This window comes from Streptomyces drozdowiczii (assembly GCF_026167665.1).
Classification (GTDB): Bacteria; Actinomycetota; Actinomycetes; order Streptomycetales; family Streptomycetaceae; genus Streptomyces; species Streptomyces drozdowiczii_A.
Window position 1 is genome coordinate 7,159,686 of record NZ_CP098740.1, and the last position, 20,574, is coordinate 7,180,259.

Below are 20,574 nucleotides of genomic sequence, written 5' to 3' on the forward strand. Positions count from 1 at the left end.
CGGTCTCGTCTCCGTCCGGTGTCCCGGGGCGTGGACCGGCCGGTCAGGCCGGGATGATGCCGCACTCGCGGGCGGACTTGATGAAGGCGTCGGCGGCGAAGTCGATGTCCTCGGGCGTGTGCCGCGCGGTCACCGCGATCCGCAGCCTGGCCAGGTCGTTGGGGACGGCCGGGGTGACCACGGGGATGCCGATGACGCCGTTGCGGCGGCAGGTGGTGGCCAGGTCGTACGCCTTCTCGTCGGAGCCGGCGATCAGCGGCAGCACCGCGGTCACGCTGTCCTGCGTACGCAGTCCCTGGGCGTTGACCAGGGCGCGCAGGCGGGCGGACTCGCGCTGGATGTGGGTGACCCGCTCCGGTTCGCGTTGCAGGATGCGCAGGCTCTCCAGGGCGGCCGCGGCCTGGGCCGGGGCGAGGGCGGCGGAGAAGAGGAACGGCCGGGCGGCGTAGCGCAGGTGGCCGATCAGCTCGGCGGGTCCGGTGACCCAGCCGCCCATGGACGGGATGCCCTTGGACAGGGTGCCGAGCTTGATGTCGGCCTTCACCCGGTGGTCGAAGTGCTCCTCGATGCCGCGCCCGGTGGCGCCGATGACGCCGAGCGCGTGGGCCTCGTCCACCATGAGCAGCGCGTTGTGCTCGTCGCACACCTTGCGCAGCTCGGGCAGCGGGGCGATGTCGCCGTCCATGGAGTAGACGCTGTCGACGATGACGAGCCGCACCCCGTCGGGCGAGGCGGCGGCCAGGCGGCGGTCGAGGTGGTCGACGTCGTTGTGCCGGAAGCGGGTGACGGTGGCGCCGGAGAGCCGGCAGCCGTCCACGATGGAGGCGTGGTCGTACTTGTCGATGAAGACGGTGTCGCCGGCGCCGACGAGACCGCCCACGGTGCCCACGTTGGCCGCGTAGCCCGAGCTGAAGACCATGGACGCCTCGCGGTCCGCGAAGCTCGCGACCTCGGCCTCCAGCTCCTCGTGCAGCGGGATCGTCCCGGCCAGGGCGCGCACGCCGTGGTTGCCGCTGCCGTAGAGGTCGAGCGCGGCCTTGGCGGCGGCGACGACGCGTTCGTCGCCGCCCAGACCCAGATAGCTGTAGCCGGACATCATCAGCAGCCGTTGTCCGTCGAGATCGGCGTAGGCGCTGTCCCGCTCGACCGTGTAGGAGACGAAACTGTTGCGGCGCTCCGGCTCGGACTCCAGTGCCGCCACACGCCTGTTCGTGACGGCCAGCTTCGGCGCCAGCCGTTCCCAACCTCCGGTTGCGTTCACAGTGGGTCTCCTCAGGCTGATTCAGTCGGCCGGCGAACGGCCTATTCATGAAAGGTTTTCTACGCCGCGCTCCGCAACGCGGCCGCAACAAGGGAGCCGGAGCCCTTCTCGAATAACGCTCGAAGCCGCTCGGGATTCGCTAGAAATCCCCTGGTGAATGCATGGAGAAGGGAAGGGACATGGGCCCGCGATTCAGCGGAACTTGGGCTTCCACTCATTCCCCCGGTATGTTCCCGGGCTCAATTGACACGGCCTGAACGCCCCTGCGAGGGTCACGTCGACATCACGGGGAATGGCGAGAACTGAACGGCGCAACGCGAAAGCAAGGGCGCCGTGTTCCCCGCTCGGTTCCTGATCCGCCGCAGGGGGAGTGTCGACGTGTTGATCCGGCTCGTAGGACTTGTCAGCATCGAGCACGAGGCGGAACCGCCCCGGCACCTGTCGAGCGCGCAGGCTCAGATCGCCTTCGCCCGACTCGTCCTGGAGCGCTCCGCAGGCACCAGCCGCGACCAGCTCGCGGACACGCTGTGGCCGCAGGGGCTGCCCGACACCTGGGCGTCCGCGCTGCGCAGTGTCGTCAGCCGGGTGCGGTCCTTCGTCACCAGCGCACACCAGAAGCCGGGCGAGACGCCGCTGGTCGCCCAGAGCGGGCGTTACCTGCTGCATCTGCCGGGCGAGGCGCTGACCGATGTGGAGATGGCCGAGGCGTCGGTCTCCGAGGCCCGGCAGGCGTGCCGGGAGGGCGCGCACGCGGTGGCCCTGCAACTGGCCTCCGGCGCGGTCGCCAATCTGCGCGGCGCCTTCCTGCCCGCCCACGAGGGCGAGTGGGTGAACACCACCCGCGAGCGCATCGAGGCGGTACGGCTGAGCGCCCTGGAGCTGTCCAGCGCCTCGGCCGCCGCCCTCGGCAACAGCCACCACGCCCTGCGGTACGCCGACGAGGCGGTGCGCAGGGCGCCGTTCCGGGAGAGCGCGCACCGCTGCCGGATGACGGCGCACGCCGCCGCCGGCAACCGGGCGGACGCGCTGCGCGTCTACCAGCAGCTGCGCGAGCTCCTGTCGGACGAGCTCGGCATCGAGCCCGCCCCGTCCACCCAGACGCTCTATCTGGGCCTGCTCCGCGAGCCCGACCCGGCCCGCGAGGCGCCCCGTCCGATGGCCCCGTACGGCGGCCCGGCCGGCATCGACCCGCTCCTGATGAGCGCGTACGAGCCCCTGCTCCCGCCGGCCGCGTAGGCCCTGGCCCGGGCAGGGAAACGTCCGCGGAATGCTCCTGCGAAATCCGGTTCGCAGGAGCATTCCGCGGACGTTTCATGCGGAATTCGTTTCCCCGGGCGGGCTTTCCGGGGAAAGCCCGCCCGGGGCGGATATCAGGTGATGGTGACGCCGCTGTCGATGCTGATGACCTGGCCGGTCATACAGTCCTGGTCGAGGAAGAGGGCGGAACTGCGCGCGACTTCTTCCACGGTCACGAAGCGGGGCACCGGTGCCTTCTTCTCCATCGACTCCACCACATGGTCGGGGAGGGTCTGCGTCATTCCCGTGATCATGAATCCGGGCGAGAGCGCGTTGACCGTGACGCCCCGCCGCCCGCACTCGGCGGCCAGGGTCCGGGTGAAGCCGATCAGGCCGGCCTTGGACGCGGAGTACGCCGTCTGCCCGGCCGTGGCGATCAGACCCGACGGCGAGACCACGTTGATCACCCGGCCCCACCGCTTGCGCAGCATGTGCGGGACGCACACCCGGGCCGTGTGGAAGGAGCCGATGAGGTTGGTCTGGATCACCGCCGCCCAGTCCTCGGGCTTCTGCATCGCCATGACCTGGTCGCGGCGGATCGCGCCGTTGTTGACGAGGACGTCGACCGGGCCCAGTCGCTCGGCGATCTGCGCGTGCATCGCCGTGACGGCCTCGTACGAGCCGACGTCGCCGGTCACCAGGACGGAGTCGTTGGTGAGCTTCTCCTGCACCGCGAGGGCGGCGTCCTTCGCGCTGTTGTAGTGGACGGCCACCTTGCAGCCGAGCGCGTCCAGTTCGATCGCCAGCGCCTGGCCGAGCCCGCCGGAGGCGCCCGTCACCAGGGCGACGGGATGCTCGGGCCGGGTGCCGGCGGGCTTCTGCGTACTCATCGTGTCCCTCCGCGCCATTCGAGGAGCATGGAGCCCCAGGTCATGCCTGCGCCGAAGCCGGCCAACAGGACCAGGTCGCCGTTCTCGATGCGGCCCTCGTCCAGCGCCTCGGCCAGGGCGATCGGGATGGAGGCGGACGCCGTGTTCCCGTACTTCTGGAGATTGGCGACCAGGGCCTCGGGCCGCAGCCCGGTGTGGCCGAGGATCGAGTTGATGATGCGGATGTTCGCCTGGTGCGGGATGACGTGGCGTACGTCGGCCGCCTCGACCTTGGCGTTCTTCAGCGTCTCCCGGACCGTACGGACGGTGTACCGCACGGCGTTCAGATAGATCTCGTTCCCGTTGATCTGCGCGTAGTGCAGACCCTGGCGCACCGTCTCCTCGGTGGTGGGCATACGGCTGCCACCCGCGAGGACCTTGAGGCTGCCGGTGCAGCTGCCGTCCGCGCCCAGGTTCCAGGCGAGGACGTTGCTGTCGGCCGCGGGGACGAGCACGACGGCTCCCGCGCCGTCCCCGACCAGGATCGACAGGTCCCGGTCGGCGGGGTTCGCGGTCAGCGTGTGGGTGTCGGAGCCGATGAGCAGGATCGGCCTGGGGTCGATCGCGATGAGGGCCATCGCGGAGACGAGCCCGTAGACGAAGCCCGCGCACTCGGAGTTGACGTCGTGCGCGCTGCCGGCGATGCCCAGTTCGTGGTGGACGAACGCGGACGTCGCCGGCGAGGGCTGCTCGGGCGTGGCGGTGGCGACGATCAGATGAGCGATGTCGCCGCCGCTCAGGCCCGCCTTGGCGAGGGCGCGCCGGCCGGCCTCGACGGCCAGCGAGGCTGTCGTCTGGCCGGGCCCGACGGCGCGCCGTTCACTGATCCCGCACCGGCTGGTGATCCAGTGCTCGTCGACGCCGAAGCGCTCGGCGAGCTCCGCACTGGTGACCACCTTTTCGGGGACGGATATGCCCCATCCGGTGATGTCGAAGCCGTTCATGCGCGCCCGCTCAGGCCTGCGCCGGCACGAGCGCCAGGATGCGGTCGTAGACGTGGCGCAGGGTCGTGGTGTCGTCCAGGTCGGCGAAGAGCGACTCGTCGGCCGGGATGTCCGGGTAGCTGTTCTGGAACCCGTACAGCCACTCCATGAGGTCCAGCGAGTCCACGTCCGGGATGTGCTGGAGCGGGTGGTCCGGGTCGACCTTCTGGGCGCCGGACACGGCCTCGAGCTGGCTCGCCAGTTCTTCGATGGTGGGCAGAGACATGGGGTGAGGTCCTTCCTCCGCAGGGCTTGGCCTTTTCGAAACGCATGGAACCCGTACGCACGCAACCGGCGCGCAACAGCCGGCGCCCCCGTCGTGTTGCACGTCTCTTGCGATGCGGGGGTTTTCTCGTCTCGCGATGACATCGCAGGCACCACGCCATGAGCATGAGCCGGACGGGAGTTGAGGACGAAGATGACCACGGTCGCAAACCAGTCGGTCCCCGAGGTCGACGCGATCAGGCACCACTACGAGGTGAGCAACGACTTCTACCGCCTCCTGCTGGGCCCGACGATGATGTACTCCGGCGGTTACTGGGAGGAGGGCGAGGGTCTCACCGAGGCCCTCGACGAGGCCCAGGAGCGCAAGCTGGACAAGTTCGTCGAGCTGGCGGGAGCGGCCGGCGTCCGCCGCGTCCTGGACGTGGGCTGCGGGTGGGGCACCATGCTCAACCGCGTCACCACGGTGCACGGCGTCGAGCAGGCGGTCGGGCTGACCCTCAGCCGCACGCAGGAGCAGTTCATCGCCGGCCTGGACAACCCGCGGATCACCACGCGGGTGGAGTCCTGGGAGGACCACACCACCGACGACCCGTACGACGCGGCGTTCTGCATCAACGCCCTGGAGCACTTCGTCTCCTCGACGCTGCCGCCGCGCGAGCGCACCAAGAAGTACCGGGTGTTCTTCCAGAAGGTCGGCGCCGCCCTGAAGCCGGGCGCCCACTTCGTGCTGCACACCATGACGGCCGAGGCGCTGCCCATGAACCGGCAGCTGCTCGACGACCTGAAGTTCCTTCAGCGCTCGGAGTTCGAGAACTGCCACATCCCGCACCTGCACGAGCTGACGCAGGCCGCCGAGGGACTGTTCGACGTGGTCGAGATCGTCAACGAGCGCGAGTCGTTCGCGGTGGCCTGCCGGGCCTGGCTGAAGCTGCTCGCCGAGCGCCGCGACGAGGCCGTCGCCATGGAGGGCGAGGAGGTCGTGGCCCGCTTCGAGCGCTACCTCGACATCTTCGCGTACACGCTCGAGGACAAGTTCTTCAACAACTTCCGCGTCACCATCGCGCGCCGCTAGGAGGCTGACGTGACGAGCACTCTTGAGCCGCCGCGCAGCGACGAGGACAGCCGCCCGGCCGGCGGCGGCGGACCGCAGCGGCATCTGCGCGTCGCCGTCATCGGCAGCGGGTTCTCCGGCCTCGGCATGGCGATCCGGCTGCTGCAGAAGGGCGTGGACGACTTCCTCGTCTTCGAACGCGCCGACGAGGTGGGCGGCACCTGGCGGGACAACTCCTACCCGGGTGCGGCCTGCGACGTGATGTCCCACCTGTACTCGTTCTCGTTCGCGCAGAACCCGGAGTGGAAGTCCACGTTCGGCAAGCGCGACGAGCTGTACGCGTACCTGCGGGACACCGCCGACCGGTTCGGGGTGCGTCCGCACATCCGCTTCGGCCACGAACTGCTCGGGGCCCGCTGGGACGAGACGACCCGGCGCTGGCACATCGAGACCTCGCAGGGCGACTACACCGCGCAGGTCCTGGTGAGCGGCACCGGCTACCTCAGTGAGGCGGCGGTCCCCGACATCCCGGGCCTGGCCGACTTCCAGGGCACCGTCTTCCACTCCTCCCGCTGGCGCCACGACCACGACCTGAGCGGGCGCGACGTCGCCGTCATCGGCACCGGCGCCTCCGCCATCCAGTTCGTGCCGAAGATCCAGCCCGAGGTGGGGCGCCTCGACCTCTACCAGCGCACCCCGCCGTGGATCGGCCCGAAGAACGACAAGGCGACGAGCCCGCTCCAGTCCAAGCTGCTGCGCGGGGTCCCCGGCTACCAGAACTTCCGGCGCAACTTCAACATGTGGGGCCGGGAGATCCTGGCGTTCGTGATGAAGCGGCCCAAGGTCGCCGGGAAGATGCAGAAGATGGCCAGCGACCATCTGAAGAAGTCGGTCGCCGACGAGACGCTGCGCGCGAAGCTGACGCCGGATTACGTGATGGCGTGCAAGCGGCTGCTGTTCTCCAACACCTGGTACCCGGCGATCCAGCAGCCCAACGTGGACCTGGTCACCGACGGCATCGCGAAGGTCACCGCCCACTCGATCGTCACCTCCGACGGGGCGGAACGGGAGGTCGACACGATCATCCTGGGCACCGGCTTCAAGGCCACGGACCGTCCGGTCGCCGGGCGGATCACCGGCCGCGAGGGCAGGTCGCTGCGCGAGGTGTGGCAGGAGCACGGCATGGCCGCGCACCGCGGCACCACCGTCGCCGGCTTCCCGAACCTGTTCCTGCTGCTCGGCCCGAACACCACCCTGGGGCACTCCTCGCAGGTCGTGATGATCGAGGCGCAGATCGGCTATGTGCTGGACGCGCTGAAGGTCATGGACCAGAAGGGCCTGGCCTCGGTGGAGGTTCGAAAGACGGTCCAGGACGACTGGAACGAGCGGCTGCAGGCCCGCCTCGATGGCACCGTGTGGAACGCAGGCAACTGCAAGAGCTGGTACCTCGACGCACACGGGCGCAACCCGTCGATCTGGCCGACGTACACCTGGCGCTTCCGCCGCCAGACCAAGCGCTTCACCCCTTCCGAGTACCAGCTCGCCACCCTCGCGGGCGCCGGCCTGCCGGCCCTGAACCACACGTAATGGACGGGAGACAGACCGAATGAGAAGCAGCAGCACCCCCATCACGCGGCGCAGCATCCTCGGGGGCATGGCGGCCGCCACGGTCATCGGCTGGAGCACTTCGCACCAGGCGTGGGCGCGTGAATCGGACTCCTTCGCCCATACGGCGGCGAGCCTGCCGGCGCTCGACGGCACGCTGGAGACCTCGGCGGGTGTCACCTCCACGTTCAACCACGACTTCGGCCACATGGTGACCGGCGCGTGCTGGGCGGTGCTGCGTCCCGGCTCGGTGCAAGACATCGTCAAGATGGTCAACTACGCCCGGGCCAACCGGCTGAAGATCGCGATGAACGGCCGCGGCGGGCAGAACGGCGACGAGGAGTCGCACTCCTGCTATGGGCAGGCGCAGGTGCCGCAGGGCGGCATCGCGATCGACGCGCGCGGTCTGACGAAGATCGTACGCATCGGCTCCTCGTCCGCCGTCGTGGAGGCCGGGGTCACCTGGGCCCAGCTCACCGACGCGGCCCTCGCCCGCGGCCTGACCCCGCCGGCGCTCACCGACTACCTGCACCTGTCGATAGGCGGCACGCTCAGCGTCGGCGGCATCGGCTCCACCGTGGCGCGGTACGGGCTCCAGATCGACACCGTGAAGTCGATCGACATCGTCACCGGCAACGGCGACCTGATCACGGCCAGCCCCAGCTGCCACGCCGACCTGTTCAACACGGCGCTCGGCGGTGGCGGCCAGGTCGGCATCATCGTGCGGGCCGAGGTCGCCCTGATCCCGGCACCGCCGAAGATGACCGTCTTCACCCTCTACTACAACGACGTGACCGCGTTCCTCGCCGACTCCGAGAAGCTCATGGCGGAGAAGCGGTTCGAGGGCCAGGTCGGCGAGATCGCCCGCACCCCGGACAACTCCGGCTGGTGGTACAAGCTGGAGGGCCAGGCGTACTGGAAGGGCAACACCGCGCCCAACCGCACCGCGCTGCTCACCGGCCTGCACGACGAGCGGGCGTCCGCGACGATCGAGGACCTGTCCTTCCGCGAGGCCGTGTTCCGTACCGACGGCGACGAGGCGTGGCTCAAGGAGAACGACTTCTGGGGCCAGCCCAAGCCGTGGCTGAGCCTGTTCGTCCCGGCCTCGAAGGCGAAGGCCATGGCGGACCTGCTGACCGCCGAGCTGAACGGCGACGACCTGGGCGCGGGCTTCCTGCTCTACTACCCGTACCCGACGTCGAAGCTGACCCGCCCGCTGTCGGTGCAGCCCTCCGAGCCGACCGCATACCTGTGCGACGTGCTCCGCTTCCCCGCCCCGGGCGCGGACATCGCGCGGATGCTGGACCAGAACCGCCGCCTGTACGACAAGGCGGTCGCGCTGGGCGCCAAGCGGTATCTGGTGGGCGCGATCCCGAACATGACCTCGGCGGACTGGCGGACCCACTTCGGCGCCCGCTGGAAGGTGCTCGTCGCGGCGAAGCGGCGTTACGACCCGGCGGGCATCCTCACCCCAGGTCAGGGCTTCTTCGGCTGATCCGGAACACCCCGACAGGAGAATCGGCATGACAGTTTACGACTTGATCGACGAGGCGATCGTGGACGCGCCGCCGGAGGCGGTGTGGGAGGCGCTGATCGCCGAGTTCCGCGGCGCCGGCCGCTGGTGGGTGCCGGCCAACACCTTCGCCACCGTGTCCGGTTCGCCGGACGAGGTGGGCGGCGAGGTCGCGGTCACGGTGCACACCAAGGGCGTCGACAAGGGCGGTCCGAAGCTGCGGTTCACCGCGCGCACCCGGGCCGTCGAGCCCCGACGGCTGCTGTCGGTCGATTACGTGGCCGGGGTGTTCCGGGGCACCAGCGACTTCTACGTCGAACCTCTCGACGGGGGCCGCACCAAGGTCGGCATGCACTTCGTGGGCCGGCCGAACGGCTTCCTGAAGCTCCTCGCGAAGGTCGCCGACATCGGCGCCGAGCACTCCACCGCCACCCGCGAGGCGTTCGTCCGACTCGGCGAGATCCTCGCGGCGGAGCGCGCCGCGGACGTACGGAGCGGTGAGGCGGCACAGGCCCGGAAGCTGGAGGGCAGTACCCGATGACGACGGTGGCCGCCGCCCCGGCGACCGAGACGCAGGTGCGCACCGACGACGGGGCACGCCTCGCGGTGTCCGTCCTGCCGCCGCTCACGCCCCCGACCGGCGTGACCGTGGTGCTGGTCCACGGCTGGGGCGCTTCGCGCCGGGTGTGGAGCACGGTGGCCGACCGGCTGATCCGCCTCGGCCACCGCGTCGTCTCCTACGATCTGCGGGGCCACGGCGCCTCCTCGCAGGGCGCCGAGCCCTTCGGGATCGCCCGGCTCGGGGCGGACCTGGCCGCGGTCCTGGCCCATGTGGAGGCGCCGGACGCGGTCGTCGTCGGGCACTCCGGGGGCGGGTTCGCCGCCCTGTCGTACGCCGCGTCGGAGGACCGGAACGCCGGCGCGCTGAGCGGCCTGGTGCTGCTGGCCACGGCGGCGCACGACCAGGACACGCCGGACAGCGAGGTCCGCATGATGGGCAGCGCGCTGTTCCAGCGGGCCGTCTCGCGGCCGGCCCTGGGCCGCAAGCTCCTCGGCCAGAACATGCTCGGCCCGAAGGCGGACCGGCGGCTGAGCGAGGTGAACCGCCAGATGTTCGCGGCGGCCGGGCCCGCGGTGCGTGCCGAGGCGTTCCGTTCCTCGCGGGGCATGGATCTGCGCGGGGCCCTGGTGTCGGTGACCGTGCCGGCGGTGGTCCTCGCGGGCACCGCCGACAAGGTGATCGCGCCGAAGCTCGGCCGGGTCGTCGCGGAGGCGATGCCCCGGGCACGCTTCGAGGAGGTCCCGGGCGCGGGGCACATGCTGCCCCTGGAGGCGCCGCAGACGGTGGTGGGCGCGGTCAGCGAGCTGACGCGGGACCACGGATAGCGCGGCGCGCGCGGAAGGGCGGCCGGTCCCGGGCGGGGGCCGGCCGCCCTTCCGCGTATGGGTCAGGCCCGGGCCCGCAGCGTGAGCGCCCGGCCCAGGCAGGCCAAGGCAGCCGTGCAGGCCAGGGTGCGGGCGGCGTTGGCCGGGGTCCAGCTGCCCCGGAAGCGCTCGCGGAGCAGGGCGAGTTCGGGGCCCGACGCCTCCGCGGTCAGCCGGGCGAGCCGGCGGTTGAGGGGAATGTTGACCTTCATCGTGACGGCGACGGCGGCCGTGTACAGGGCGAGCGCGGCCCAGGTCCAGCGGGCGGCGCGGGTGTGGCCGAGGCGGCGCAGGGAGACGCCCGAGACGCCGGTGGCCAGGAACGCCCCGAAGAAGACGAGCCCGAAGAAGCCGTTCTCGATGGCGTCGTTGATGTGGCCCATGGCGCTCGCGAAGGCCGCGTCGTCGGTGCGGTCGAGCCCCGGCATGACGGACACGTCGAACGCGAAGTACAGCCCCGCGCTCAGCCCCATCGCGATGGTGGCCGCGTACAACGAGGCTTCGGTGCGTCCGCCCGGCCGGGCCGGGAGGGAGGTGGTCGGCGCGGTCATGGCTTCTCCTGGGGGCGCGAAACGGGGCGCGAAACGGGGCGCGATGCGGGGCGCAGTACGGGGGCGAGCAGCCGTTCGTAGCGGCGGCGCAGCACCGTCCGGCCGAGCAGCCGTACCGGTGGCGGGATGGTGGCGGTGACGTGGGCGACGGAGGCCGGGTCGGCTCCGTCGAACATCCAGGGCTGGAGGCGGCCGAGCACGCCGGGCGGCGCGGTCCGCAGCAACCGCCGTTCCACGGACGCGTAGCGCGTGGCGCCGAGCGCGGTGAAGGCGGGGAAGGCGATGCGCTCCTCGGCGGCGAGGTGGTCGCGCAGGACGGCGGCGAAGGCGTCGGCCGCGGGGGGCAGCGCCCCGGGGTCGGCGCCCGGGCGGAGCGCGGCGCCGACGGCGTCCATCGCCGCGTCGAGGCGTCGGTGGTCGCCGTCGATGGCGTCGGCGGCCCGGTCGAAGCCGGGGACGGCGCGCCGGAGTTCGGGCCAGAGGACGGCGTCCTCGCTGTGGTGGTGCCAGTCGATCACCTCGCGCAGGCTGTGCCACCAGGTGACCGTCCCGCCGGTGCGGGCGCCGGGCCCGGAGCGTGCGACGGCCACGAGGCGGGCGGCGTCGCGGCGCATCGCGATGTGCATCAGCGCGAATCCGTGGAAGTGCCCGGGCAGCGACGGGAGGTGTTCGCTCGTCATCGGTTCGGTTCCGGTCATGGTGCCTCCTCACGCGAGGGGGTACGGGGACAGGGACGGGCGGCCGCGGTGTGCGGCCGCCCGTCCCACGGGTCCCGGTGTCGGTCAGGCGTTCCAGACACCGCTGGCGGCGGCGTCCCGGGCGAAGTCGGCGAAGTCCTTCGGCTTGCGGCCGGTGGCCTCCTCGACGCCGTGCACGAGGTGGGCGTTGCGGCCGTCGAGGATCAGCCCGAACAGGTCGGCGAACTCGACGGGCAGCCCGTTCTCCTCCAGGGCCTGGCGGTACTCGTCCACGCTGACGGGGATGTACGTGATGGTGCGGCCGGTCGCCTTGCCCAGCTCCTGGGCGATGTCGCCGAAGCTGAGCAGCCGCGGGCCGGACAGCTCGTACGTCTTGCCGATGTGCTTGTCGTCGGTGAGCGCGGCGACGGCGACGTCGGCGATGTCGTCGGCGTCCACGAAGGGCTCCACCGCGTCCCCGGTCGGCAGGACGATCTCGCCGGCCATGACCAGGTCGTGGAAGAAGCTCTCGCTGAAGTTCTGGTTGAACCAGCTGGCGCGGACGACGGTCCAGTCCGCGCCCGACTCCTTCACCTTGTCCTCGCTGATGACCGCGCCCTCCTCGCCGCGCCCGGACAGCAGCACCAGGCGGCGCGCCCCCTTGGCGACGGCCGCCTTCGCGAACGCGCCGACGGTCTCGGCGGCTCCCGGGAAGGCGAGGTCGGGGTAGTAGGTGATGTAGACGGCGCTCACCCCGTCGAGGGCGGCATCCCAGGTCGCGGGGTCCTCCCAGACGAAGGGGGGCGTGCCGGAGCGCGATCCGATGCGTACGGGGAGCCCTTTGGCGGACAGCCGATCGGCGACCCGCCGCCCGGTCTTGCCCGTGCCGCCGATCACAAGGGTCGTGTTCGTCATGTTCGTCCCGTCTGTCGTGGCCTGCGTGGTGGTGTGGTGCTCTGCTCGTCGTTGCCGTCGTCAGGGAGCGTAGGCAGCCCTTCGCCGCCCGAGCCACGGAACCGGGTCCCGTCTCTAGCGGTTCTCCAGGGCGTCTCTGGACGATCACCTCGTACGGCTGTGGGAGTCAGTAGCGGTAGTGGTCCGGCTTGTACGGGCCCTCGACCTCGACACCGATGTACGCGGCCTGCTCCGGGCGGAGCGTCGTCAGCTTGACGCCGAGCGCGTCGAGGTGGAGGCGGGCGACCTTCTCGTCGAGGTGCTTGGGCAGCACGTACACGTCGGTCGGGTACTCCTCCGGCTTCGTGAACAGCTCGATCTGGGCCAGGGTCTGGTCCGCGAACGAGTTCGACATGACGAACGAGGGGTGGCCCGTCGCGTTGCCCAGGTTCAGCAGACGGCCCTCGGAGAGCACGATCAGGACCTTGCCGTCGGGGAACGTCCAGGTGTGGACCTGCGGCTTGACCTCGTCCTTGACGATGCCGTCGATCCTCGCCAGACCGGCCATGTCGATCTCGTTGTCGAAGTGACCGATGTTCCCGACGATCGCCTGGTGCTTCATCTTGGCCATGTCCGAGGCCATGATGATGTCCTTGTTGCCCGTCGTCGTGACGAAGATGTCCGCCTGCGAGACGACGTCATCGAGGGTCGCGACCTGGTACCCGTCCATCGCCGCCTGCAACGCGCAGATCGGGTCGATCTCCGTGACGATCACCCGGGCACCCTGACCGCGCAGCGACTCCGCGCAACCCTTGCCCACGTCGCCGTAGCCGCAAACGACGGCGGTCTTCCCGCCGATCAGGACATCGGTAGCACGGTTGATGCCATCGATCAGGGAGTGCCGGCAGCCGTACTTGTTGTCGAACTTCGACTTCGTCACCGCGTCGTTCACGTTGATCGCCGGGAACAACAGGCTCCCGTCCCGATTCATCTCGTACAGGCGGTGCACGCCCGTCGTGGTCTCCTCCGTCACGCCACGGATCTCGGAGGCCAGCTGCGTCCACTTCTGCGGCGACTCACCCAGCGTCCGGTTCAGCAGCGTGAGGATGTACGCGTACTCCTCGCTGTCCGCCGTCGCCGGGTCCGGAGCCGCACCGGCCTTCTCGAACTCGACACCCTTGTGGACCAGGAGCGTGGCGTCACCGCCGTCGTCCAGGATCATGTTCGGACCACCGGTGGGGGTGTTCGGCCAGGTCAGCGCCTGCTCCGTGCACCACCAGTACTCCTCCAGCGTCTCCCCCTTCCACGCGAAGACGGGAACACCGGCGGGGGCCTCGGGGGTGCCGTTCGGGCCGACCGCGATCGCCGCGGCCGCGTGGTCCTGGGTGGAGAAGATGTTGCAGGAGGCCCAGCGGACCTCGGCGCCGAGGGCGACCAGGGTCTCGATCAGCACGGCCGTCTGCACGGTCATGTGCAGCGAACCGGTGATCCGGGCACCCGCCAGCGGCTGCGCGGCGGCGTACTCCTTGCGGATCGACATCAGACCGGGCATCTCATGCTCGGCCAGAGTGATCTCCTTCCGCCCGAAAGCGGCGAGGGAGAGGTCGGCGACCTTGAAATCGATGGTCTCAACTGGCATGGAGGCTCCTAGTGCTCATGACGTTGCGGTGGATGTCGAGGGTCGCCGTCGACTTGTTCAGCGTGATGTAGTGCAGCCCGGGCGCGCCTTCGGCGAGCAGCCGGTCGGCCATCAGGGTCGCGTGGGCCACGCCGATCTCGTACGCGATGTCCGGCCGGTGCTGCGCGGCTTCCAGGCGGTGGGCCAGGTCCTCGGGGAACGCGGCGTCGGAGAGTTCCGCGAAGCGGCGGATCTGCCGGACGTCGGTGGCCGGCATGATCTCCGGGATGATCGGGGTGGTGCAGCCGACCGCCGCCACCCGGTCCCGCAGCCGCAGGTAGTCCTCCACGTCGAAGAACATCTGCGTGATGGCGTAGTCGGCGCCGGCGCGGCACTTGGCGACGAAGTGCCGGATGTCGCTGTCCCAGTCGGGCGAGCGCGGGTGCCGCTCGGGGAAGGCGGCGACACCGATGGTGAAGTCCCCCAGCGAGCGGACCAGTTCGACCAGCTGGTAGGCGTGGTGGAAGCCGTCCGGATGCGCGGTCCACTCCCCCTTGGGGTCGCCGGGCGGGTCGCCCCGCAGCACCAGGACGTCCCGCACCCCGGCGTCCGCGTACTGGCCGATGATGTGCCGCAGCTCGGCCACCGAGTGACCGACGGCGGTCAGGTGGGCGACGGGCCGCAGGGTCGTCTCGGTCACCAGGCGCTTCGTGACCTCGATGGTGCGGTCCCTGGACGATCCGCCCGCGCCGTAGGTGACGGACACGAAGTCGGGGCCCAGCGGCTCCAGGCGGCGGATGGCCTGCCACAGAGTCCGTTCGCCCTGTGCGGTGCGGGGCGGGAAGAACTCGAAGGAGAACGTCGGACGGTCCATGACCGGGCCCATCACCGGCCACCCCCGGCCCGCCCCGCGTTGAAGTACGACGCCTCGGGGTGGTGGACGACGATCGCGTCGGTGGACTGCTCCGGGTGGAGCTGGAACTCCTCGGACAGGTGCACCCCGATCCGCTCCGGCCGCAGCAGGTCCGCGATCTTGGCGCGGTCCTCCAGGTCCGGGCAGGCCGGGTAGCCCAGCGAGTAGCGGCAGCCCTGGTACTCGGTGCGCAGCATGCCGTCCAGGCCGTCGGGTTCGCGGCCGGCGATCCCCAGTCCGGCGCGGACGCGCGCGTGCCAGTACTCGGCCAGCGCCTCCGCCAGCTGCACGGAGAGCCCGTGGAGTTCGAGGTAGTCGCGGTACGAGCCGGAGGCGAACAGCTCCGCGGTGGCCTCGCCGATCTTCGAGCCGACGGTCACGATCTGGAGCCCGACCACGTCCGTCTCGCCGGACTCCTCGGGCCGGAAGAAGTCCGCCAGGCACAGGCGGCGGCCGCGCGACTGGCGGGGGAAGGTGAACCGGGTCCGCTCGTGCCCGTTCTCGTCCAGGACGATCAGGTCGTCGCCCTTGGACACGCACGGGAAGTAGCCGTGCACGACGGCCGCTTCGAGCAGGTTCTCCGTACGCAGCCGGTCCAGCCACATCCGCAGCCTCGGCCGGCCCTCCGCCTCGATCGTGTCGCCCTTCAGCCCCCACTGCCCCTTGAACAGGGCGGCCTCGTCCAGCCAGGAGGTGTACTCCTTGTGCGGGATGCCCTTGACGACCCGGCTGCCCCAGAACGGCGGGGCGGGGACGGGGTTGTCGACGGCGACGTCCGACCGGCCCACGTCCGCCGGCTCCTCGAACTTCGGCTCCCTCAGCGGTACGCGGCGCTGCTTGAGCGGGGGCAGGGTGGCACCCGGCACTCCGCGCTTCACGGCGATGAGCGCGTCCATCAGGCGCAGGCCCTCGAAGGCGTCGCGCGCGTAGCGCACCTCGCCCTCGTAGATCTCGTGCAGGTCCTGCTCCACGTAGGCGCGGGTGAGCGCGGCACCACCGAGGATCACCGGGTAGTCGGCGGCCAGCTTGCGCTGGTTCAGCTCCTCCAGGTTCTCCTTCATGATCACCGTGGACTTGACGAGGAGCCCCGACATCCCGATGACGTCCGCCTTGTGCTCCACGGCCGCGTCGAGGATGGCCGAAACGGGCTGCTTGATGCCCAGGTTGACCACGTTGTAGCCGTTGTTGGAGAGGATGATGTCGACGAGGTTCTTGCCGATGTCGTGGACGTCGCCGCGGACGGTGGCCAGCACGATGGTGCCCTTGCCCTCCTCGCCCTCGGCCCGCTCCATGTGCGGTTCGAGGAACGCCACCGCGGCCTTCATGACCTCGGCGGACTGGAGGACGAACGGCAGCTGCATCTGCCCGGAGCCGAACAGCTCGCCCACGACCTTCATGCCGTCCAGCAGCGTGTCGTTGACGATGTCCAGGGCCTTGCGGCTGGTCAGCGCCTCGGTGAGGTCGTCGTCCAGGCCGTTCTTCTCGCCGTCGATGATCCGCCGCTTGAGCCGTTCGTCCAGCGGCAGGGCGGCCAGCTCCTCGGCCTTGCCCTCCTTGAGCGACTTCATGTTGACGCCCTCGAACAGCTCCATGAGCCTCTGGAGGGGGTCGTAGCCCTCGGCGCGCCGGTCGTAGATCAGGTCCAGCGCGACCTTGACCTGCTCCTCTTCGAGCCGGGCGATCGGCAGGATCTTCGACGCGTGCACGATGGCCGAATCCAGGCCCGCCTTCACGCACTCGTCCAGGAAGACCGAGTTGAGCACGACGCGGGCGGCCGGGTTCAGGCCGAAGGAGATGTTCGACAGGCCCAGGGTCGTCTGCACGTCCGGGTGGAGCCGCTTCAGCTCGCGGATCGCCCCGATGGTGGCGATGCCGTCCTTGCGGGACTCCTCCTGACCGGTGCAGATGGTGAAGGTCAGGGTGTCGATGAGGATGTCCGACTCGCGGATGCCCCAGGTGCCGGTCAGATCGGAGATCAGGCGCTCGGCGATGGCGACCTTGTGCTCGACCGTGCGGGCCTGGCCCTCCTCGTCGATGGTCAGCGCGATCAGCGCCGCGCCGTGCTCGGCAGCCAGTTGGGTGACCTTGGCGAAGCGGGACTCGGGCCCGTCCCCGTCCTCGTAGTTGACCGAGTTGACGACGGCCCGGCCGCCCAGCCGTTCCAGGCCGGTGCGCAACACGTCCACCTCGGTGGAGTCCAGCACGATGGGCAGCGTCGACGCGGTCCCGAGACGCCCCGCGAGCTCGTCCATGTCGGCGGCCCCGTCGCGGCCCACGTAGTCGACGCACAGGTCGAGCATGTGCGCGCCCTCGCGGACCTGCTCCCGGGCCATCTCCACGCAGTCGTCCCAGCGGCCTTCGAGCATGGCCTCGCGGAACTTCTTGGACCCGTTGGCGTTCGTACGCTCACCGATCGCCAGGTACGCGGTGTCCTGGCGGAACGGCACCGTCTGGTAGAGCGACGCCGCGCCCGGCTCCGGCTGCGGGGTGCGGTCCGGCGGCACGGTGCCGCGCACCCGCTCCACCACCGCCCGCAGGTGGTCCGGCGTCGTGCCGCAGCAGCCGCCGACCAGCGCCAGCGCGTAGTCCCGTACGAACGCCTGCTGCGCGTCCGCGAGGCCGTCGGGCCCGAGCGGGAAGTAGGCGCCGTCCGCGCCCAGCACCGGCAGACCGGCGTTGGGCATGCACATCAGCGGGGTCGCGGAGTGGCGGGCCAGGTGGCGCAGGTGCTCGGTCATCTCGGCGGGGCCGGTCGAGCAGTTCAGCCCGATCAGGTCGATGCCCAGCGGTTCCAGGACCGTGAGCGCCGCGCCGATGTCCGAGCCGAGGAGCATGGTCCCGGTCGTCTCGAAGGCGAGCGAGCAGATCAGCGGGACCCGGACCCCCGTCGCGTCCATCGCGCGGCGCGCGCCGACCAGACCGGCCTTCGTCTGGAGGAGGTCCTGCGTCGTCTCCACGATCAGCGCGTCGGCGCCCCCGGCGAGCAGCCCCTCGGCGTTCGCCTGGAAGCCGTCCCGGATCGTGGCGTACCGGATGTGGCCGAGCGAGGGCAGCTTGGTGCCCGGGCCCATGGAGCCGAGGACCCAGCGCTGCTCGCCGGTGGACGCGGTGAACGCGTCGGCGGCCTCGCGGGCGATGCGCGCACCGGCTTCGGACAGCTCGTGGACCCGCTCGGGGATGTCGTACTCGCCGAGCGCCGCGTGGTTGGCGCCGAAGGTGTTCGTCTCGACGCAGTCCACGCCGACGGCGAAGTACGCGTCGTGGACCGAGCGCACGATGTCGGGGCGGGTCACGTTGAGGACCTCGTTGCACCCTTCCAGCTGCTGGAAGTCCTCAAGGGTGGGGTCCTGGGCCTGGAGCATGGTGCCCATCGCGCCGTCGGCCACCACCACCCGGCCGGCGAGCGCGGCCCGGAGCGCGGCCACCCGCTCCCCGGCGGTCATGACGCACCGCCCAGTACGGGGGCGAGCGCGGCCGCCGCCTCGGAGCCGTACTGCCGCCGCAGGATATCCAGCAGCCGCCCGGCCTCCGGCTCGTACGCCTGGGACCCCACCGCGGCCAGGGCCAGCGAGGCGACCGCGCAGCCGAGGCGCGCCGCCTGCTCCGGGGTGGCGCCCCGGACGGTGGCGGCGAGGAAGCCCGAGCGGAAGGCGTCGCCCACCCCGGTCGGGTCGGCGGTCTCGACGCCCGCGATGCCCGGCACGGTCAGGGCGGGGGCGCCGGCGCTCTCGATGCGGACGCCCCGCGCGCCGAGCGTGGTGACCCAGCTGCCGACGCGGCCCAGCACGTCGTCGCGGTCCCAGGAGGCGCGTTCCAGCAGGAGGGCCGCCTCGTACTCGTTGGTGAACAGCCACCGGGCGCCGTCGACCAGCTCGCGCACCTCGTCGCGGTCGAGGCGGGCGAGCTGCTGGGAGGGGTCGGCGGCGAAGGGGACGCCGAGGGTCCGGCAGGCCGCGGTGTGCCGCAGCATGGCGGCCGGGTCGTCGGGGGCGACGAGGACGAAGCCGACGCCGCCGGCCCGGTCCGCCTCAGCGGTCAGGTCGATCTCCCGGGCCTCCGCCATGGCGCCCGCGTAGAACGCCGCGATCTGGTTGTCGTCCTGGTCGGTGATGCACGAGAAACGGGCGGTCTGCCGCTCGTCGCTCACGCGCACCGCACCGGTGTCGACGCCGTGCTCCTTCAGCCACACCTCGTACGTGGCGAAGTCGCTGCCGACCGCGCCGACGAGCAGCGGATCCAGTCCGAGTGAGCCGAGCCCGAAGGCGATGTTGGCCGCCACACCGCCGCGTCGCACCTCCAGGTCGTCCACGAGGAACGAGAGCGACACATGGGCGAGCTGGTCGGCGATGAGCTGGTCCGCGAACCGGCCCGGGAAGACCATCAGGTGGTCGGTGGCTATGGAGCCTGTCACCGCGATACGCATACGAATCCCTGTCCCTCTCGACTGGGCCGGTGGACGCCGGTCAGAGACCGGCGGCGGCCTTGAGCTGCTCGACGCGGTCGGTGCGCTCCCAGGTGAAGTCGGGCAGTTCGCGGCCGAAGTGCCCGTAGGCGGCGGTCTGCCGGTAGATGGGGCGCAGCAGTTCCAGGTCGCGGATGACGGCGGCCGGGCGCAGGTCGAAGACCTCGCGGATGGCGCTCTCGATCCGGGCCTGCGCGACCTTCGCGGTGCCGAAGGTCTCCACGAAGAGACCGACCGGCTCGGCCTTGCCGATCGCGTACGCGACCTGGACCTCGCAGCGGGTGGCGAGGCCGGCGGCGACGACGTTCTTGGCGACCCAGCGGGTCGCGTACGCCGCCGAGCGGTCCACCTTCGACGGGTCCTTGCCGGAGAAGGCGCCGCCGCCGTGCCGGGCGTAGCCCCCGTACGTGTCGATGATGATCTTGCGGCCGGTGAGGCCGGCGTCGCCCATCGGGCCGCCGATCTCGAAGCGGCCGGTCGGGTTGACCAGGAGCCGGTAGTCGTCGGTCTCCAGCTTGATGCCCTCGTCGGCGAGTTCGTTCAGGACGTGCTCCACGACGTGCTCGCGGATGTCGGGGGTCAGCAGGCCGTCGAGGTCGATGTCCGCGGCGTGCTGGCTGGAGACGACGACCGTGTCCAGGCGCACCGGGCGGCTGCCCAGGTAGCCGATCGTCACCTGGGTCTTGCCGTCGGGGCGCAGATAGGGGACGGTGCCGTTCTTGCGGACCTCGGTGAGGCGGCGCGAGAGCCGGTGCGCCAGGTCGATCGGGAGCGGCATCAGGCTCGGCGTCTCGTCGCACGCGTAGCCGAACATGAGCCCCTGGTCGCCGGCGCCCTGCTGGTCGAGCGCGTCGTCGCCGGAGCCGTCGACGCGCTTCTCGTAGGCCGTGTCGACGCCCTGCGCGATGTCCGGCGACTGCGCGCCGATGGAGACGGAGACCCCGCAGGAGGTGCCGTCGAAGCCCTTGGCGGAGGAGTCGTAGCCGATGTCGAGGATGGTCTTGCGCACGATGCCGGGTACGTCCGCGTACGCCGACGTCGTGACCTCGCCCGCGATGTGGACCTGCCCGGTCGTGATCAGGGTCTCCACCGCGACGCGGGAGCCGGGGTCCTGCGCGAGGAGCGCGTCCAGGATCGCGTCGCTGATCTGGTCGGCGATCTTGTCGGGGTGTCCCTCGGTCACGGACTCCGAGGTGAACAGACGTGTCGTCATGACTCTCCTGAGGTGTGA

18 protein-coding genes are annotated in these 20,574 nt (G+C 70.8%); 6 read left to right on the plus strand and 12 right to left on the minus strand.

Going from position 1 to position 20,574, the window contains the following annotated elements:
* Positions 1 to 43: 43 nt before the first annotated feature.
* A complete protein-coding gene (locus tag NEH16_RS32345) occupies positions 44 to 1,261 on the minus strand; it encodes an aminotransferase class I/II-fold pyridoxal phosphate-dependent enzyme (RefSeq protein WP_073969547.1) in 1,218 nt (405 codons plus the stop codon).
* Between the two features lie 378 nt (positions 1,262 to 1,639).
* On the opposite strand from NEH16_RS32345, the gene NEH16_RS32350 reads away from it, so the two are divergent.
* Positions 1,640 to 2,497, plus strand: a complete 858-nt coding sequence (locus tag NEH16_RS32350) for an AfsR/SARP family transcriptional regulator (RefSeq protein ID WP_265546701.1) — start codon at positions 1,640 to 1,642, stop codon at positions 2,495 to 2,497.
* 134 nt (positions 2,498 to 2,631) lie between these two features.
* Here NEH16_RS32350 and NEH16_RS32355 read toward each other — a convergent pair whose 3' ends face one another.
* Genes NEH16_RS32355 through NEH16_RS32365 form a run of 3 tightly spaced genes read right to left on the minus strand, consistent with a single transcriptional unit; the run spans position 2,632 to position 4,635 of the window.
* Positions 2,632 to 3,387, minus strand: coding sequence for an SDR family NAD(P)-dependent oxidoreductase (locus NEH16_RS32355; RefSeq protein ID WP_073969549.1), 756 nt, complete (start codon positions 3,385 to 3,387; stop codon positions 2,632 to 2,634).
* Positions 3,384 to 4,370, minus strand: a complete 987-nt coding sequence (locus NEH16_RS32360) for a 3-oxoacyl-ACP synthase III family protein (RefSeq protein ID WP_073969550.1) — start codon at positions 4,368 to 4,370, stop codon at positions 3,384 to 3,386. The genes NEH16_RS32355 and NEH16_RS32360 overlap by 4 nt, the downstream gene beginning before the upstream one ends.
* A gap of 10 nt (positions 4,371 to 4,380) precedes the next feature.
* Positions 4,381 to 4,635, minus strand: coding sequence for a hypothetical protein (locus tag NEH16_RS32365; protein ID WP_073969551.1), 255 nt, complete (start codon positions 4,633 to 4,635; stop codon positions 4,381 to 4,383).
* Between the two features lie 192 nt (positions 4,636 to 4,827).
* Here NEH16_RS32365 and NEH16_RS32370 point away from each other — a divergent pair, with 192 nt between their 5' ends.
* From NEH16_RS32370 to NEH16_RS32390, 5 genes are read left to right on the plus strand one after another with little or no spacing between them, the layout of a single operon-like run.
* Positions 4,828 to 5,706 (plus strand): class I SAM-dependent methyltransferase, encoded by an 879-nt coding sequence (locus tag NEH16_RS32370; RefSeq protein WP_073969552.1) that lies wholly within the window; start codon positions 4,828 to 4,830, stop codon positions 5,704 to 5,706.
* Between the two features lie 9 nt (positions 5,707 to 5,715).
* Complete coding sequence (locus NEH16_RS32375; RefSeq protein WP_073969553.1) at positions 5,716 to 7,272, plus strand: flavin-containing monooxygenase; 1,557 nt, start codon at positions 5,716 to 5,718, stop codon at positions 7,270 to 7,272.
* 19 nt (positions 7,273 to 7,291) lie between these two features.
* Entirely contained in the window at positions 7,292 to 8,785 is a 1,494-nt protein-coding gene (locus NEH16_RS32380; protein WP_265546705.1) for an FAD-binding protein, read from the plus strand.
* Positions 8,786 to 8,813: 28 nt separating this feature from the next.
* A complete protein-coding gene (locus NEH16_RS32385; RefSeq protein WP_265546706.1) occupies positions 8,814 to 9,344 on the plus strand; it encodes an SRPBCC family protein in 531 nt (176 codons plus the stop codon).
* On the plus strand, positions 9,341 to 10,189 hold the full coding sequence (locus NEH16_RS32390; RefSeq protein WP_073969556.1) for an alpha/beta fold hydrolase: 849 nt from the start codon (positions 9,341 to 9,343) through the stop codon (positions 10,187 to 10,189). The genes NEH16_RS32385 and NEH16_RS32390 overlap by 4 nt, the downstream gene beginning before the upstream one ends.
* 62 nt (positions 10,190 to 10,251) lie before the next feature.
* Here the strand turns inward: NEH16_RS32390 and NEH16_RS32395 are convergent, their stop codons facing one another.
* From NEH16_RS32395 to metK, 8 genes are all read right to left on the minus strand, one after another.
* Positions 10,252 to 10,779: a DUF1772 domain-containing protein gene (locus NEH16_RS32395; protein WP_265546708.1), complete on the minus strand. Its 528-nt coding sequence runs from the start codon at positions 10,777 to 10,779 to the stop codon at positions 10,252 to 10,254.
* Positions 10,776 to 11,477 (minus strand): hemerythrin domain-containing protein, encoded by a 702-nt coding sequence (locus tag NEH16_RS32400; protein ID WP_265546710.1) that lies wholly within the window; start codon positions 11,475 to 11,477, stop codon positions 10,776 to 10,778. Before NEH16_RS32400 ends, NEH16_RS32395 begins: the two co-directional genes overlap by 4 nt.
* Before the next feature lie 84 nt (positions 11,478 to 11,561).
* Positions 11,562 to 12,371, minus strand: a complete 810-nt coding sequence (locus tag NEH16_RS32405) for an NmrA family NAD(P)-binding protein (RefSeq protein ID WP_265546711.1) — start codon at positions 12,369 to 12,371, stop codon at positions 11,562 to 11,564.
* Positions 12,372 to 12,537: 166 nt separating this feature from the next.
* Positions 12,538 to 13,989 carry an adenosylhomocysteinase gene (gene ahcY, locus NEH16_RS32410; RefSeq protein WP_265546712.1) on the minus strand — a complete coding sequence of 484 codons (1,452 nt, stop codon included), beginning with the start codon at positions 13,987 to 13,989 and terminating at the stop codon, positions 12,538 to 12,540.
* Positions 13,979 to 14,854 carry a methylenetetrahydrofolate reductase [NAD(P)H] gene (gene metF, locus NEH16_RS32415; RefSeq protein ID WP_265546714.1) on the minus strand — a complete coding sequence of 292 codons (876 nt, stop codon included), beginning with the start codon at positions 14,852 to 14,854 and terminating at the stop codon, positions 13,979 to 13,981. The genes ahcY and metF overlap by 11 nt, the downstream gene beginning before the upstream one ends.
* The gene (gene metH, locus NEH16_RS32420; RefSeq protein WP_265546715.1) at positions 14,854 to 18,324 is read right to left on the minus strand and encodes a methionine synthase; all 3,471 of its coding nucleotides are present in this window, start codon (positions 18,322 to 18,324) and stop codon (positions 14,854 to 14,856) included. Before metH ends, metF begins: the two co-directional genes overlap by 1 nt.
* On the minus strand, positions 18,321 to 19,304 hold the full coding sequence (locus NEH16_RS32425) for a carbohydrate kinase family protein (RefSeq protein WP_265546717.1): 984 nt from the start codon (positions 19,302 to 19,304) through the stop codon (positions 18,321 to 18,323). The genes metH and NEH16_RS32425 overlap by 4 nt, the downstream gene beginning before the upstream one ends.
* A gap of 40 nt (positions 19,305 to 19,344) precedes the next feature.
* Positions 19,345 to 20,556 carry a methionine adenosyltransferase gene (gene metK, locus NEH16_RS32430; protein WP_265546719.1) on the minus strand — a complete coding sequence of 404 codons (1,212 nt, stop codon included), beginning with the start codon at positions 20,554 to 20,556 and terminating at the stop codon, positions 19,345 to 19,347.
* Between the last annotated feature and the right edge of the window lie 18 nt (positions 20,557 to 20,574).